Below are 14,338 nucleotides of genomic sequence, written 5' to 3' on the forward strand. Positions count from 1 at the left end.
TGCCTCTACGTGAAACTTAATAATTGAGATACTGCATTTTCTACAGCTTTTTGAGTGGGGAACTGTTTACGAAGGATAAAATTCCAAAGGACATCGAGTGTGGCTTTGTAGAGTTCGCTAAATGCTAAGTCGCCCATATTTGCAAAGCTGATTGATTTAGCGACACGGCGTAAACTACCGTCAGGCATTTCAAACGTATCGTAATAACCGGCTTGCTCTACAACCCAATAGCGAAAAGCATCAAATGATTTTGTTGCTGAGATATTTTGTGCACGTTTTTGTGCGACTTCTTCTAGATAGATATCGGATGCTGATAAGAGCGCGTCAGCATTATCCGTGTAATATGAAAGGAATGTGATGTAACCACGCACAAGCTCTTTTTCTTCAGGTGAAATGGTACCGCCAACTGGTTCCCAATATTCATAGCCTAAGTTGAGTAATGCGAAGTATTTACGGTGAAATCTAGGGTTACGAGCTTTCTTAAAATTCGCTGAAAGCACATCACCACACTTGATTTTTGAATGCAGAAAATCTCTCGTAACAGGGTTAGCCGGTACAAGAGTATCGTTAGACATTTTGATAAAGCTATGCTGTGCCATACTTGACTCTCAGTTGACACAGCAAATATTTAGGATTGGGTGTTCAGACCAATACTGTAATAATACAATAGGTTGAGTTAGATAACCAGTTTCAACTCTTTGTATCCACTAGTGACCCAACATTCGGAATCACCTGACATACAACATTGCTGAACAGGTAATATATCACCACAACGCTTACATTTACGTTTAGATAATTTCTCTACTTGCTTTTTATACTCAGCATCATCTTTCCGAATAAGCATCTGTAGGTATTCAATAATGCCATACGGTTCTCGACCAGGCATGCGCAATACACAATTACGCTTTATCATTTCCAATTCTTGATTATCTACAAGTAATTCAATTTTAGTTACACCTAATTCTTTCTGCCGTTTACGTTGTTCCGCTTTACGTTCTGCTACTGTTTTTGCCATTGATCTTACCTCAATAATTCATCCATAAACATTCAGTACGAATTTTGGTACCACGACCGGCAGAAATACGAGCCTCTTTGGTTACTTTTCTCCAGCCTGATAATTCATCATCATATAAATTCGAGTGATAGCCACTGATAATTACTTTTCCAGAAACAGACTTAATAATTTGCAGTAACTCATGATGTTGCCCATTAGTCATTTCAAAGTTGTAATAACGATTACCACTCACTCGTGTTTCAGGCATATATGGAGGATCTAAATAAAATAGAGTATCAGTGGCGTCATGTTTTTTAATCAGATCTAATGCCGGCTTATTTTCAATAATGACTCCCTGCAAACGCTGACAAACTGCAGATAAGTTTTCAGGATATTTAGCCCACAAATGTGAGTAGATTGAATATTCACGTTTACTATCAGACTGAAATCCCGAGTTACCGTTTAAACCAGAAGCAGAACCAAACCCCATGCAAGCGCGAACAACCATGCGTCTAGCTCTCTCTAATGGATTATCAATAAACTCTTTAGCTAACATAAACTCGTCACGGGAATAAGCAGTAAGTAAGCAAGCCTCTTGTAACTTAATGTTTAATTCAGGATCTCTTAATACCTTGAATAGATTTACAACTTCACTATCTAGATCATTATATATTTCTGCATAGCTACGTTCTTTCTGCATTAAGACGCTAGCAACTCCACCAAAGGGCTCTACATAGCAACGATGCTCTGGAAAATAACTTAATATCCATTTTGCTAAACGAAATTTACCTCCGTGATAACGGATCACGGGGTGTTTAATTTGATGCTTACTCATGCTTTCATTACCTCACGCCAATAATTCAGCCTATCTCTAAAAAACTCCCGATGTACCTCAGGCGACTTTTCAATTTCCACCAGCACTCGCGTTCTATGTATTTTTTGATTGTTAAGCTGTCTAATTAATCGACTAGCTAATAAATCAAGCTGTTCTAATTCGCGATATTCTTCTGGCCACAAAGCTCGGTTGTAAGGTAAATCATCAGGCAAATAAGAACGCCTAGACATAATTACCTCGTCGTTTTTTGTGGTTTAACCTTAGGTTGATAAGGTGCTTTTGTTCTCGCTCTTGTTGACGCATGGAGACGGTCAATATGACACTGTGTATGGTCTAACCCATCATCAGGTAATATAGGGTGATTATCACGAACAAGAAATTCGTGTGTAAGAGAGTCTTTAATTAACATGGTCTTGCCTCTAATATTTAACTTAATGGCTTGGTCGAGCCTTAATAACTTATTTAAAATGCTCCAGTAGCTTGCTGGCCTTTTCGCGCATAGCTTTTTCTATTGTCATTTCCTTTAAATGACAACCTTTCAGCTTCCACATTACTAATATTTTTAATATAAGAATTCACCAACTGAGCATAAGCGGTACCAGTATTTCCATCACGATTTAATCTGAGAAGAATTTCCATTAGCGATTTATCAGCATTATCGTTGTAAACAGCATCACGATATAAACCAATCCATACATCACAATCTTGCTCAATTTGCCCTGTATCACGGCTATCAGCGGGTGTTGGTCGTTTATCTGCCCTATCTTCCAATTTACGATTAAGTTGGGTTAATAACAGGACAACACAATCCATTTCTTTTGCTAGATTTTTTAACCCTGTAGTAATATCACCGTATGCGATATCACGACGTTCAGCCTGACCAGCCTTGATAAGGGTAAGGTAGTCAATCGCTATTAGGCCTATTTGCCCTTTAACTCGTTTAACCTTGCGACATTCAGCAATGATATGGTTAAGATCAATACCAGGAGTGCTATCGATATACATATTAGATTCTGCGATCTCTTTTGCTCTGGCTAATGCTCTGGCCATTTCCATATCATCATGTGTACCTGTATAAAAAATATCTGCAGATACATCGCCTTCTTGAGAGATCATTCGTTCAATGATCCCACGGTCTGTCATTTCAAGGCTGAAAAGCAATGTAGGTAACTCGTGATTTAATGCAAAGTGAGTTGCAACACGATTATAAAATGCGGTTTTACCCATTTTGGGTCTTGCACCAACAACAATTAATGATCCTCTTAATGCCTGCTTAGGAGCCATTAACTCATCCAGTGACTCTATACCCAAAGTAAAACCCACTGCATTTTTAGGATCACTAAAACGCCTATCAACATCATCAAGCCAATCACCAACAACATCTAGAGCAGGCCTTAAACCTTTGCTTTTTCCTGTTTTCGCATGTTCTACAATGCTTGATACAACCTGCTGAACATTTGATAGTTTATTGTTGATATCAAGACCATCATTCGCCATTAGCATTTCAACGCAGGTATTCAGGTTGTTGATAGCATAACGCTGTATCGCCTTGTCTCGTACAATCCGAGCGTAGTTCACAATGTTAGCAACTGAGGGTAATCTACAAAGTTCCGCTATGTAGGCAAATCCCCCAACTTTTTCTAAATCACCACTACGAGTTAAAGAATCACTAACTGTAATAACATCTGTTGGGTAGTCAGATTTTATTAACTTCACAATCTCTGTAAAAATTCGACTGTGAGGTCTTGAATAAAATGATCCTGATTTAACTAGTGATATCACATGTTGACGCTTATCTTCGTCAGTGCTGATCATCAAGCCACCTAGTACAGCCTGCTCTGCTTCAAGATTGTATGGAGGGGTGAAATAATCATTTGTCATTAGCACGTTCCTCCTTGACGGCGACATAGCAACGCTCAGTAATCAAATAATCTAAATTTTTACGTCGCCATGTCCCCCCTCGCCCATTATCTCGATCCTCCATCATCCATCGACAATTACTGGCAATATACGATAAATAATTCTCCCAGCGCTCTTGATTGAATTTAAATTTTATCCAGAAATTTCTTAGCTTCCGTTTACGCTCATCAGTCATCACTTTGATAGCTGGCATATCAGACAAAATATCGTGATATGAATTAATAATATTTTCATAATTCAATTTAATTTTTGATGACGATTTGTTGTCGTCAGGTTCACCTGACGTACCATTAGTAATCTCTGTAGTAGTCTCTGTAGTAATCTCTGTATTTGTCTCACGTTTAGCAGTGGGGGCTATCACTTCTGTATGTGGGGGCTGTTCCGTTTCAACGTACCCCCTATCACGTTTAGAAGTAATACCTGTCACAAAAACAGGCTCTTCTTTTGTTTGATTATTAATCAATGGAATGGAATTTGTTATTTTATGAATACATTCAACAACAGGCTCAATAAATACCACATTGTTGCATGGCCCATTCACCGTATTAATGGTTCTAAACTCAAGTGTAATAATACCTTTTGCTTTCAGCCGTTTTATTGCTTCAGTAACTTCTCGTTTAGTGAAACCAAATTGATCCGCAAATGATTGATAACTACGTTGTAACTTGTCACTTTGAAATCGTTTACGCCACCCTTGTAGTTCACCTGTAAATTCGTCCCGAATTTCCGCTGGGCGGTACCAATAAATAATTTCTGAAAGTAATATGATCCCAATATTATCAGGCTTACCACTTGGCATTTTTATGTGATGCCACCAATTAGCGGGGATCACATTACCTGTTATATTCATGCGCCCTATTTGATTAACAGTTTCTGTCATCAGTAAGCTATTCACTTCACACCCCCAACGATTTAGCTATGTCATGACAAGCATTTTTATACTGATCAGCAGTTAGTTTTTTTGAGCGTAACTTTTGTTTCTGCTTCTCATACTGTTCCCAAACTAACAGCGCAATAACACGTCTACCCTCAAAAATATCCCTAACTTCTGATATATGAGCAGGTTTATCATTCAGCATAAACCCATTACGGTATGTGATTTTTTCAGTTGATCTAATCATTGGTCTTGCCTCTTGAATTAATGCACGCTGGTCGGGCGTGATATCTCATTTAATGCACGTACTACATTGTTTATTTGGTGTGACATGTCACGACCTTCTAATAAGATTTCAGTCATAGCATCAGCAAAACGCTGAATTGCCACGGTTGCTAAATAGTTTTTCGTATCTCCACGTACTCGAGCTAACCTCGAAGCCGGTAGTGCCATTTCTATCGCTGGCATTAACTCAGCAATCTTTCTTTGAGATGCACGGGAATCACCGCGTAACCAACGGAAAATTTGTTGCCGGTTGTTGTTGATTGCTTTCCAATCTGCTCTGCCAGTTTGATCCTCAATTACATGTAATCGACCATTTTCTTGATTGATCACTAATCGTAAGTAAGCTCGGCTAATCTCAATGGCAACATGTTCTTGCCCTTGCTCTACGGCCCAGTCCTCAACTTCGGCTCTGATAGTATTAATATCAAAATTCATTTTTGCGTCTCCTGTCGCTAGTAAAATTGATTATTAAGAATCAGTTTTTTAAATTATTACTTGATATATTTGCATTGAAAAATAATAAACCTACCAATATTGATTACCCAAATCCCATAAATGAGGTAGGTCAGGACGGATATCTTTAGCTCTAATTTGCCCATTTGTTGCTTTAACTATCAATGGAATATATTCGGGGGATACTTTAGCCTTATTGTGTAACCACTTAAAAACAGCTTGCTGTGTTAACCCACATGCTTCGCCTAATTTTTTTTGTGTACCAACAATATCAATGGCATTTTTAATCGCTTCGTTCATAAAAACTCCAGTTGTTTTATTTTTAAATAATAAAACTATAGTTGTTTTTTATCAACAACCATATTCGTTTGAATTACAACAACCAAGGTTGTATTGTTATGGATATGAAAATGACTCTTGCAGAACGACTTAAACAAGCTAGAAAATCAGCCGGTTTTTCTCAAAAAAAACTGGGAGATGCTATTGGGGTTTCTCAATCAGCAATACAAAAAATAGAATCTGGGAGTGCCCAAGCATCAACAAAATTAATTGAAATAGCTAAAGTTTTATCTGTCTCACCAGAGTGGCTTTCATCTGGTGTAGGAGATAGTGCTTTAACTCAAAATGAAAAAAACATGTGTAGTAAATCTAATTTAATTTCATTAAAGCAGACTCCTAGTACCTATAAGGTTGAAATACTCGACCTCGAAGCTAGCGCAGGGCCAGGAGTTATGATCTTAGATGACTTTATAGAAACAATTACAGCTATTGAATATTCATCAGATGAAGCTAAACGTTTGTTTGGTGGACGACCATCCACAGCAATAAAGATTATTACAGTAAAAGGTGATTCAATGGCTGACACCTTTGAACCAAGGGATCAAATATTTGTAGATATCACTATCAATCATTTTGATGGCGATGGTATATATGTTTTTATTTTAGATAATCAGCTGTATATCAAACGTCTTCAAATGCAATATAAGCGCTTAGCGGTAATATCAGACAACCCAAAATATGAAACATGGCATCTTGATGAATCCAGCATTCAAGGGGTTTTTATTCAAGCAAAAGTTCTCGTAAGCCAATCTATAAAATATAAATTCCTTGGGTAATGTGATGGATGATATTTTTATACAAGCCCCAGCCTACCCTTGTAATTTATCTGAATTAAAACAAATAGAAGAATATCTCAATAAAATTGATTTATTTTATGAAAAAATCATAAAGCTGGACTCTGAATTAACTCAGTTTTCAGAAAAATGTTATTATATAGACGGTAGCAATTTTAGAGATATTTTTTCTGTAAGGGATTATATTTTAAGAGCTTTTTTTCAAAACTCTGATAATCAAAACTTCTCTAATGAATTTTACTCTAAACGTTATGCAGAAATAATGTGGGAGGGTTTTATTTATAAGAGAAATTCCCCTTGTCAAATTTGTGGAGAAAATAGATCAATCGATAAATGCCATATAATTCCTGCGCGTTTAGGAGGGCTTCTTACTACAGATAACCTTCTTTTTCTTTGCCCAACCCATCATAGGCTATTCGATAGATTCATGCTTTCTAAAGCTGAATGGGGGACTATTAATTGGAGTTCAAAGTCAATAGAATCAAAGAAATATGCTGAAGAAGTTACTTTAGAAAAACATAAAATGTTTTGGAATAAAGTTTACAATAATGATTTTTCTAAAATTGTAAGTGATGGTGTTCTTTATGAGTGTGACTTCAATTATATCAAGGAATTAGTTGTATATATTAGAGAGTTATTTTATAAGAATACCTTTTCTCATAAAAAATCAATTGAACAATTGATAGATCCTAACATATTAATAATTATTAAAAAAATTATAAAAGTCTTAATAAAAAATAATATTATTGTTTCAATAAAAACTGAAAAATCTACTCGGCTTGCATTCATTTATCCCTCAAAAGATATTCCAGATAGCTTAATTCATAAAATCACATCTGATTTATATTAAAAAATAACACTTTAGTTATTAATAAGTTATTCACTAGCGCCATTCAATTATTACTATATTCCTCAAAATTACAACTATAGTTGTTGACATGATTACAACTATAGTTTTAAATAGCCGTATTCAAAACAACACAGCAAGTGTTTAGGTAAGTGTTCAGATTCAGTTTTGCTGTTATGTCGGAGGAGAACCATAGCTCTCATCGCGACCTGTCATTATTACCACGGCATAACGGCAAGTTTTTTAGCAATACTAGGGAATTAAATTAGTTACCGACCAAAGCGACAAGGCAAGACCAGATCTGACACCTAGGAAAGACTAGGATGCATGGCAAGACCTGACAGCCCGGAAAGACGAGCAACTTAATCTAAATGGGGGTTATATGATATTTGAAGAGTTACCAGAAAGTGTACAACTTATTGCAACGACTGCGTTGGCTGATATTTTAAAAAATAGTCAACCAACAAAAGAGTCTGCGATTGAATTTGCTAACTCAGTTAAGTCTGCTTTTATTGAATTGTATAACAAAAATGATATTAGCATTCAAGTTGGCGGTATTACCGAAAATTCAACGGAAAATATCGAAGATGTTCTGGCAAGCTTTCCATCTGATGAATTAAGTATATTTCATATTGTAAAAATTGTTAATGAAGTCAATCTAAAAATACGCAATGAATTAGCTCCATATAACAATGATAAAAACGATATAAATGCTACAGCAAGAACCATATTAAAAACAGCTCTTGCATCATTAGATAGCTAGCGTTTTCTAGCAAAGAAACTTGTACTTTTAGGTAGGTTAGCTTCTACTGCTTTTTGACACTCAGGAATTAATTCCAGCATTCTTTTAGTGAATTCATCTGGAGTTGATATCTCAGGATCTTTGCTGGTTAAAGATAGAGCCATATCATAAACAAATTGTTCAGCAGAAATACCAAGAAATATTTTTTTATCACTCATAATTCAGTTCCTTAAATACGTTGCGGTGACTGAATTATACACAGAATCCTTGCGTTGCGGAATGCAGGAACCTCAACCGCCTGATGAGGATAAATAATCAGGCAACAAATTTTAGACGTAAAAAAACCCACCGAAGTGGGTTCCTTTACCTCGGGTCGCCGACCAAAGCTAACCGAGAGTTCTACTAGCGCGACCAAACGCTAGAAGAGGCAAGACCAATGATAAATCACTGATCGCAGTTATTTTAAAGGAGTTGCTATGAAAGCACAACCTGAAAGCCTAACCGTTACACTCTATATTCACGCTCAAAAACAGTTCGATGGTTCTTACCAATATAACGCCTACGCATTTAAAGCCGATCCTAATGATGGACTAGGTTTCGTTATTGCAGAACACACTGTTGATGTTCCTTTTAAAGAGCCAACTCAAACTGATCTCGTTCACGCTGAAATTGATTTTCTACGTAATGAGCAAGAAAAAATTCTTGCTGATGCCCAAGTGAAATCAAGCTTGTTAGAAGATCAAATCCAAATGCTTCTCTGCTTGGAAGGCAAACCCATTTCAAAAACTGACGAAGAAATCCCTTATTAAGAGGCAAGACCAATGAAAACTTTTATCTGTGTATTTGAGCCTACGACCGAGGCTCGTACAAACAACGGTGCTGTACCGTTAGCAATAGCGTTAAATACCGCTAATGCAAAACTGGCAACAGCGACTGCAGTAGTAAAATTGTCTGAAGCATATCCAGAAGCTATGGATAACTTTAATACTGATGAGCCATTAATTAGCGAACATATTGACGGTTCTGCATGCCCTACTTTAGATGCTTTCGATGAAAAATTTGCTGTTGAAAATGAGTATGACGGTACTCAATGGAAACCTATCGAATATAGAGAATTTAAAAAGCTAGCCACAAAACCTCGTATTGCCAGCCTGCTGTTATTTGGGAAGACTCAAATAACAAACAAAGAGTTCTCTTTTACATTGAAATATCTTGCTGGTACAGAAGATCCCAAAATTCGTAATATCGCCACAGGCCTTGCTGAAATAACAAAGTTATCTTTGATGGATGCTGAACAAACGATGGAAATAGCACAGGCTATCTATGAGTTTGCTAATGAAGATGTCACCGTTGAAGAAGCTAAGTCATTAGGTGAAAGTTGGCTAACAGAAGAACCAGAACAACAACAAGAAGAAATATCTTCTATCAAGCGTAACTATTCAACCATAGATACTGAAATCGCCTTAGCACTCTTAGATGATTTTGATCCTAATAATGTTCTTCCCTCTCAAGTAAAGAAAGCCAAAGAACTGATAGATGATGACAATAAAGCATGGAAACGCTGGTCAATGGATTTACGCACAACAGCTGGCATCTTGGATATACCTCGTGAAAAGATTTTTTCATTAATAGCTGAAAGCAAAAAACAGCCTGAGTTATTAGATAACCCTAATGCACGGAAAGAACTTATTGATCTGCATTTGGGCATTAGCAAATCTAACAACACTAAAAAAGAAGAAATTACTACTAAGTTAATTCAAACAGATAATGCCTCTTTAGTATCCAAAGAAAATACAGTTGAGAAAGAAACCAAGCCTAAGCGTTCACGTAAAAAGCAAGAAGTAGCACCTAAGACAGAAACAGCTCAAGTGATTGAGCAAACTGAAGAACCTAAAGAACCTGAAACACTATCAGTACAACACGATAATTTTGAGCAACGAGCTAGTGTGCTTGAGGAAGTTCTTAACGCTGGTGATTCCAACAATCTACATATCTGGAAACGTGTGCAACGTACAGACCCTCGTTTTACTAAACCGTTAGAAGGTGTTGGGTTTGCAGGAACTAGCATAAACAGTAATTACATGATTATGCGTGCTACTGAAATATTTGGCCCTATCGGTGAAGGATGGAGCTACGAAGTTATCGAAGAAAAGCTTGTACCAGGAAACCCGTTAACTGAACGAGTGTTTGACGAAAACAACAAACAAATTGGTGTTCGTTTTCTGCGTGATGGTGATGGTTCTCTAAAGTATGAAGAAAATCACTCTATCAAAATTAAATTCTGGTACATAACCGAAAAAGGTAAGAAAGCTGAATTTGAAAGTTATGGGGCTACCCCTTACAGATATATGACAACTAGGGGAATGAAGTCAGATCCTGAAGCTATTAAAAAATCACTAACTGATGCCATCAAAAAAGCCCTATCAATGCTTGGCTTTAGCTCTGATGTCTTTATGGGTATGCATGATAACGCTGAATACTTAGCGAGTAATAAGCTTGAGTTTGAAATCAAAAACGCGAGTGAAAAAGCGGAAGATATCACACGTATTCGCAAAGAATTAGACGAGAAATTTACTAAACATACGGAAGTTATGCGTAGTGCTGTTACTGAGAATGAATTGCGAGGCATTGCATCCACATTAACGCGCGAAATTTCTGCACATATCAAATCAGCTCAAGAGCGTCGTAACGAAGAATACGAGAAATATTTATCCGGCCGTTTACGTCGATTAAACCAAATCGAAAAAGAGTGCTTAGACCAACTGAAACAGAAAGAAGAGGCAATCTAATGACCAAAACTACCGCTATCGCACTGGCGACCAATTATGAAAAATTACAGCAACTCGTTGAAACAGGTGAATTCTCTCCTGAAGATATCGCAGATACATTGGAAGGTATCGAGGGCGAGCTAGGTGATAAATTGGATGCAATTATGCATCACGTTCGCAATATCGAAGGTCAAGCTAAAACACTGGATGAAGAATCTAAACGTTTATCTGATCGTAAAAAATCATTCGAAAACCAAGCTAAAAACCTAAAGAAATATGCTCTTAACTGCTTATTGGCTTCAGGATTAGATAAATTAAAAACAACAAAAAACACATTCACTGCTAGAGCTGGTGTTGTTCGAGTCATTATCGACAATGAGGCTTTATTACCGGATGAGTTGGTTGATGTTCAAACCATCACCGCGCCTGATAAAAAAGGCATCAAAGAAGCGATTGAAAACGGAATTGAAATACCTGGTGCTCACTTAGAAGTCGGTGACCGATCATTAATGGTTCGTTAATTCATAATAGCGCCCTTTAGTGGGCGCATTATCAGGAGATAAACGTTATGGCCATGAAGTTAGAAGTTGTCATCACTCATGATGAAACAACAAATAAATGCAGTATCGAATGGTCTACAGCATCAACAGAAAATGTCACTGAGCAAGAACAACAGGCACTTTCATCAATGCAAAAAGCATTATTACTGCAACTGGGGCATCCCACAAATATCGCTATTATCCATTAGTGTGACATGTCACAGAGGTTTAGAATGAAAAATAATTTAGAGGATTTGCACAACCACTTATTTGCACAATTAGAACGATTATCAGATGAAGATATAAAAGGTAATGAATTAGCAGAAGAAATTAAACGCGCTAACGCACTTTCATCTGTTGCATCTCAAATTATAAACAATGGTAATTTAGCTCTAAAAGTTGGTAAATTAAAATACAACGATCAAATACAAAAAACTCCTAAATATTTAGAGGTGAAAAGTGTCTAAATTTTCTTATAACGATGATATGAAAGTTTGGATGAGAAATAATTATTTATTATTACCAAACGATTTGATTGAAGAATTTAAAAAGGAATTTGGTGAACTAAGAACATTTAAGTCACTTCACAGTTTTCGTAAAAGATTAGGATTAAATACAGGAAGAACAGGGAAATTTATTAAAGGCCATGTACCTGTTAATAAAGGCACTAAAGGATTGACTAGCGCTAACAAAACATCGTTTAAGAAAAACAATCGCCCTTTAAATTATCAACCAATAGGAGCTGAATCAACAACTAAAGATGGATATATAAAAGTAAAAACTGATGAACCCAACATTTGGAAATTAAAACATCGTTTAGTATGGGAAAGATATAACGGGAAAATACCTGCTGGATATATAATTAAATTTATCGATGATAATAAACTTAATTGTCATATTGATAATTTAATGATGATCTCAATGCGAGAAAATGCCGTTATTAATAGACATTATTCAGGAGCACCTGCGGAATATAAACATACCATATTACAGTTAGCAAAAATAAAATTAGCTATTTCAGATAGAACAAAGAGGCAAGACCAATGCTAAGACATTCTCAACAAAAAGACCAGGCAGTAAAAATCACATTACCTGATGGATCATACGGTTTTGTTTCGACTGATAGACGTTGCCATGTTTCATACGACTTTCCAGCACACGTCAAAATTGAACTTCAGCAAACCATCGCTGAACAACAAAGGAGTGAACAGTAATGTTTGGTTTATTCCTTTTGATATGTAGTTCAGTGAATTGTCAGTTCTAGCCCTACGGTTATATTTATCCCAATGAACAAAATTGTTTAATTGATAAGGAATTACTCGCGACCAAAGGGAAAATTGCAGAGTGCTATCCAGTAGAAGGAATTATTCGAGTAAAAAGTTGATTAAGCATAATCAGTTTTTACTTTTCGTTGTTATTAGCATGGTGGTTTATTCAAGACCAATGGATAACCACCATGAAATTATTAACACCTTGGAAACCAGGGAACCAATTATTAACAAGTTTTGATATTAAATTAGGTCGGTTAGCGTTCAGTGTAAGAAATAGACCATGCACTAACGCTGAAATCAAACACTCCTGTGATACAGCAGACCGACTTATTTTATTGATGATGAGGCAAGACCAAAATGAGCGGAAAACTGATGAAAGCTAGTGCGTGGGCTAAACGAGAATTTGAAGTAGGTTCTATTCCAGATAATAGAACTATAAAAAAATGGGTAGAAACAGGTTTATTAAAAGGCAAAATCGTTGATTGTTCTGTTTGGATATATTCATCCGAACGTTGGGGTATTGAGTCCGTTATTTCTTCATGTGTCGATGAGTTAATAAGGGCGTCGTGATATGGCCAGTAGACCTAGAAGAAAAGAATTTAGGCATCTACCAGACTTTCTTTATTTTGATAATTCAGTCAAACAATATCGTCTTACATTAACTAATGGTTTAAGAAAATGCATTGGTGCAGACAAAGCAAAAGCTATCGCAATAGCCAGAGAATACAACAATATTATGCGACCAGAAAAATGTGTTTCTGTTAACTCATTAATTATTGACTCGGGAGGGCAATATGGTGAAGCCCTTCCCTTCTCTGAGCATTTAGATAAATTGTTTTCTCGGATCATCAATGATGAACAACCATCTAAAAGCACGTTGAATGACTGGACTAACGACCTAGAAAGAGTGAAATCCTTTTTTAAGGATATTCCATCAAATGAAATATCTTTGGAACACGTTAATGGATTTATTAATAAATATCATGCTGAAGCTTCTGCCAATGTACAAAATCGAAAAGTAGGTTTTTTAAAGAAGATTTTCAGTTATGCAATAGATGAATCTCTTATGTTCGATAACCCAGCAGAACGTAAGAAAATGAAAAGAGTCGATGGTAAAAAACGTAGAAGATTATCTTATGAGGACTTTCTTAAAATCCGAGCATCCGCAGAGCCTTGGTTAAGAACAGCAATGGATCTCGCATTACAGACAACGCAAGCAAGGCTCGAAGTATCACGAATAAAATATAATATCAAAGCACCTAAAGAAGGAATATGTGGATGTGTTTGGTATGAGGAGCCTAAAAATGGAATATATGGAATAATCTATATCCATAGGCAGAAAGTACAATACAAAGAAGCTTCTCACGTTGCTATTCCCATAGGAAAGGCATTAAAAGAAATCATTGATAATAGTCGTGACAATGTGGCAAGCCCTTATATTGTGCATAGGCTACCTACTCGTATCCCAAATAAAGTGAGTAAAGAGGTTAATCATCCAACACAAGTTGCACCTGATTATCTTAGTCGTGCATTTTCAGCGTTACGTGATCGAGTGGGCGTTGCCAGTCATTTGCCTTTAGATGAAAGACCTACTTTTCATGAAATAAGAGCATTGGCGGCCTTTATGTTTAAACAACGTGGTTTTGATCCACAAGCTCGAATGGCTCATAGTGATGC

The 14,338-nt window shown here is 36.5% G+C and carries 23 protein-coding genes; 12 read left to right on the forward strand and 11 right to left on the reverse strand.

Features of this window, described 5'->3' with window-relative positions; all coding sequences use genetic code 11:
* Window positions 1-5: 5 nt before the first annotated feature.
* From GWI68_RS13810 to GWI68_RS13855, 10 genes are all read right to left on the reverse strand, one after another.
* A complete protein-coding gene (locus GWI68_RS13810; protein ID WP_166540663.1) occupies window positions 6-599 on the reverse strand; it encodes a DUF1367 family protein in 594 nt (197 codons plus the stop codon).
* Window positions 600-676: 77 nt separating this feature from the next.
* Entirely contained in the window at window positions 677-1,015 is a 339-nt protein-coding gene (locus GWI68_RS13815; protein ID WP_104459239.1) for a hypothetical protein, read from the reverse strand.
* Between the two features lie 10 nt (window positions 1,016-1,025).
* A complete protein-coding gene (locus GWI68_RS13820) occupies window positions 1,026-1,829 on the reverse strand; it encodes a DNA adenine methylase (RefSeq protein WP_049219165.1) in 804 nt (267 codons plus the stop codon).
* Entirely contained in the window at window positions 1,826-2,059 is a 234-nt protein-coding gene (locus tag GWI68_RS13825) for a hypothetical protein (protein WP_166540664.1), read from the reverse strand. The genes GWI68_RS13820 and GWI68_RS13825 overlap by 4 nt, the downstream gene beginning before the upstream one ends.
* A gap of 2 nt (window positions 2,060-2,061) precedes the next feature.
* Window positions 2,062-2,238, reverse strand: a complete 177-nt coding sequence (locus GWI68_RS13830) for a palmdelphin (RefSeq protein WP_166540665.1) — start codon at window positions 2,236-2,238, stop codon at window positions 2,062-2,064.
* Window positions 2,239-2,291: 53 nt separating this feature from the next.
* On the reverse strand, window positions 2,292-3,710 hold the full coding sequence (locus GWI68_RS13835; protein ID WP_166540666.1) for a DnaB-like helicase C-terminal domain-containing protein: 1,419 nt from the start codon (window positions 3,708-3,710) through the stop codon (window positions 2,292-2,294).
* Entirely contained in the window at window positions 3,700-4,629 is a 930-nt protein-coding gene (locus GWI68_RS13840) for a replication protein (protein WP_243733394.1), read from the reverse strand. Before GWI68_RS13840 ends, GWI68_RS13835 begins: the two co-directional genes overlap by 11 nt.
* A gap of 16 nt (window positions 4,630-4,645) precedes the next feature.
* Window positions 4,646-4,870 carry a hypothetical protein gene (locus tag GWI68_RS13845; protein WP_166540668.1) on the reverse strand — a complete coding sequence of 75 codons (225 nt, stop codon included), beginning with the start codon at window positions 4,868-4,870 and terminating at the stop codon, window positions 4,646-4,648.
* Between the two features lie 17 nt (window positions 4,871-4,887).
* Entirely contained in the window at window positions 4,888-5,343 is a 456-nt protein-coding gene (locus GWI68_RS13850; RefSeq protein WP_166540669.1) for a toxin YdaT family protein, read from the reverse strand.
* A 90-nt stretch (window positions 5,344-5,433) separates the two neighbouring features.
* A complete protein-coding gene (locus tag GWI68_RS13855) occupies window positions 5,434-5,661 on the reverse strand; it encodes a helix-turn-helix domain-containing protein (RefSeq protein ID WP_166540670.1) in 228 nt (75 codons plus the stop codon).
* 104 nt (window positions 5,662-5,765) lie between these two features.
* On the opposite strand from GWI68_RS13855, the gene GWI68_RS13860 reads away from it, so the two are divergent.
* From GWI68_RS13860 to GWI68_RS13870, 3 genes are all read left to right on the forward strand, one after another.
* Complete coding sequence (locus GWI68_RS13860; RefSeq protein ID WP_243733396.1) at window positions 5,766-6,476, forward strand: helix-turn-helix transcriptional regulator; 711 nt, start codon at window positions 5,766-5,768, stop codon at window positions 6,474-6,476.
* A 4-nt stretch (window positions 6,477-6,480) separates the two neighbouring features.
* Window positions 6,481-7,344 carry an HNH endonuclease signature motif containing protein gene (locus GWI68_RS13865; protein ID WP_166540671.1) on the forward strand — a complete coding sequence of 288 codons (864 nt, stop codon included), beginning with the start codon at window positions 6,481-6,483 and terminating at the stop codon, window positions 7,342-7,344.
* Between the two features lie 379 nt (window positions 7,345-7,723).
* On the forward strand, window positions 7,724-8,104 hold the full coding sequence (locus GWI68_RS13870; protein ID WP_166540672.1) for a hypothetical protein: 381 nt from the start codon (window positions 7,724-7,726) through the stop codon (window positions 8,102-8,104).
* Here the strand turns inward: GWI68_RS13870 and GWI68_RS13875 are convergent.
* A complete protein-coding gene (locus GWI68_RS13875) occupies window positions 8,101-8,301 on the reverse strand; it encodes a hypothetical protein (RefSeq protein ID WP_060556278.1) in 201 nt (66 codons plus the stop codon). The genes GWI68_RS13870 and GWI68_RS13875 overlap by 4 nt on opposite strands.
* A gap of 258 nt (window positions 8,302-8,559) precedes the next feature.
* On the opposite strand from GWI68_RS13875, the gene GWI68_RS13880 reads away from it, so the two are divergent.
* The 9 genes from GWI68_RS13880 to GWI68_RS13920 all read left to right on the forward strand — a co-directional run.
* On the forward strand, window positions 8,560-8,892 hold the full coding sequence (locus tag GWI68_RS13880; protein WP_166540673.1) for a hypothetical protein: 333 nt from the start codon (window positions 8,560-8,562) through the stop codon (window positions 8,890-8,892).
* A gap of 12 nt (window positions 8,893-8,904) precedes the next feature.
* Window positions 8,905-10,872: a hypothetical protein gene (locus tag GWI68_RS13885; RefSeq protein WP_166540674.1), complete on the forward strand. Its 1,968-nt coding sequence runs from the start codon at window positions 8,905-8,907 to the stop codon at window positions 10,870-10,872.
* Window positions 10,872-11,372: a siphovirus Gp157 family protein gene (locus GWI68_RS13890; protein ID WP_072069981.1), complete on the forward strand. Its 501-nt coding sequence runs from the start codon at window positions 10,872-10,874 to the stop codon at window positions 11,370-11,372. The genes GWI68_RS13885 and GWI68_RS13890 overlap by 1 nt, the downstream gene beginning before the upstream one ends.
* Window positions 11,373-11,419: 47 nt before the next feature.
* On the forward strand, window positions 11,420-11,599 hold the full coding sequence (locus GWI68_RS13895) for a hypothetical protein (RefSeq protein ID WP_006533555.1): 180 nt from the start codon (window positions 11,420-11,422) through the stop codon (window positions 11,597-11,599).
* A gap of 24 nt (window positions 11,600-11,623) precedes the next feature.
* Window positions 11,624-11,857, forward strand: coding sequence for a hypothetical protein (locus GWI68_RS13900; RefSeq protein WP_166540675.1), 234 nt, complete (start codon window positions 11,624-11,626; stop codon window positions 11,855-11,857).
* Entirely contained in the window at window positions 11,850-12,440 is a 591-nt protein-coding gene (locus tag GWI68_RS13905; protein ID WP_166540676.1) for an HNH endonuclease signature motif containing protein, read from the forward strand. The genes GWI68_RS13900 and GWI68_RS13905 overlap by 8 nt, the downstream gene beginning before the upstream one ends.
* A complete protein-coding gene (locus GWI68_RS13910; RefSeq protein WP_166540677.1) occupies window positions 12,434-12,604 on the forward strand; it encodes a hypothetical protein in 171 nt (56 codons plus the stop codon). Before GWI68_RS13905 ends, GWI68_RS13910 begins: the two co-directional genes overlap by 7 nt.
* Window positions 12,605-13,033: 429 nt before the next feature.
* Window positions 13,034-13,231, forward strand: coding sequence for a hypothetical protein (locus GWI68_RS13915; RefSeq protein ID WP_223310084.1), 198 nt, complete (start codon window positions 13,034-13,036; stop codon window positions 13,229-13,231).
* 1 nt (window position 13,232) lies between these two features.
* Window positions 13,233-14,338 (forward strand): site-specific integrase (locus GWI68_RS13920; RefSeq protein ID WP_166540678.1); only part of this gene is annotated, 1,106 nt, incomplete at its 3' end.

Origin of the sequence: Proteus sp. G2669 (assembly GCF_009915245.1) — a bacterium.
Classification (GTDB): domain Bacteria; phylum Pseudomonadota; class Gammaproteobacteria; order Enterobacterales; family Enterobacteriaceae; genus Proteus.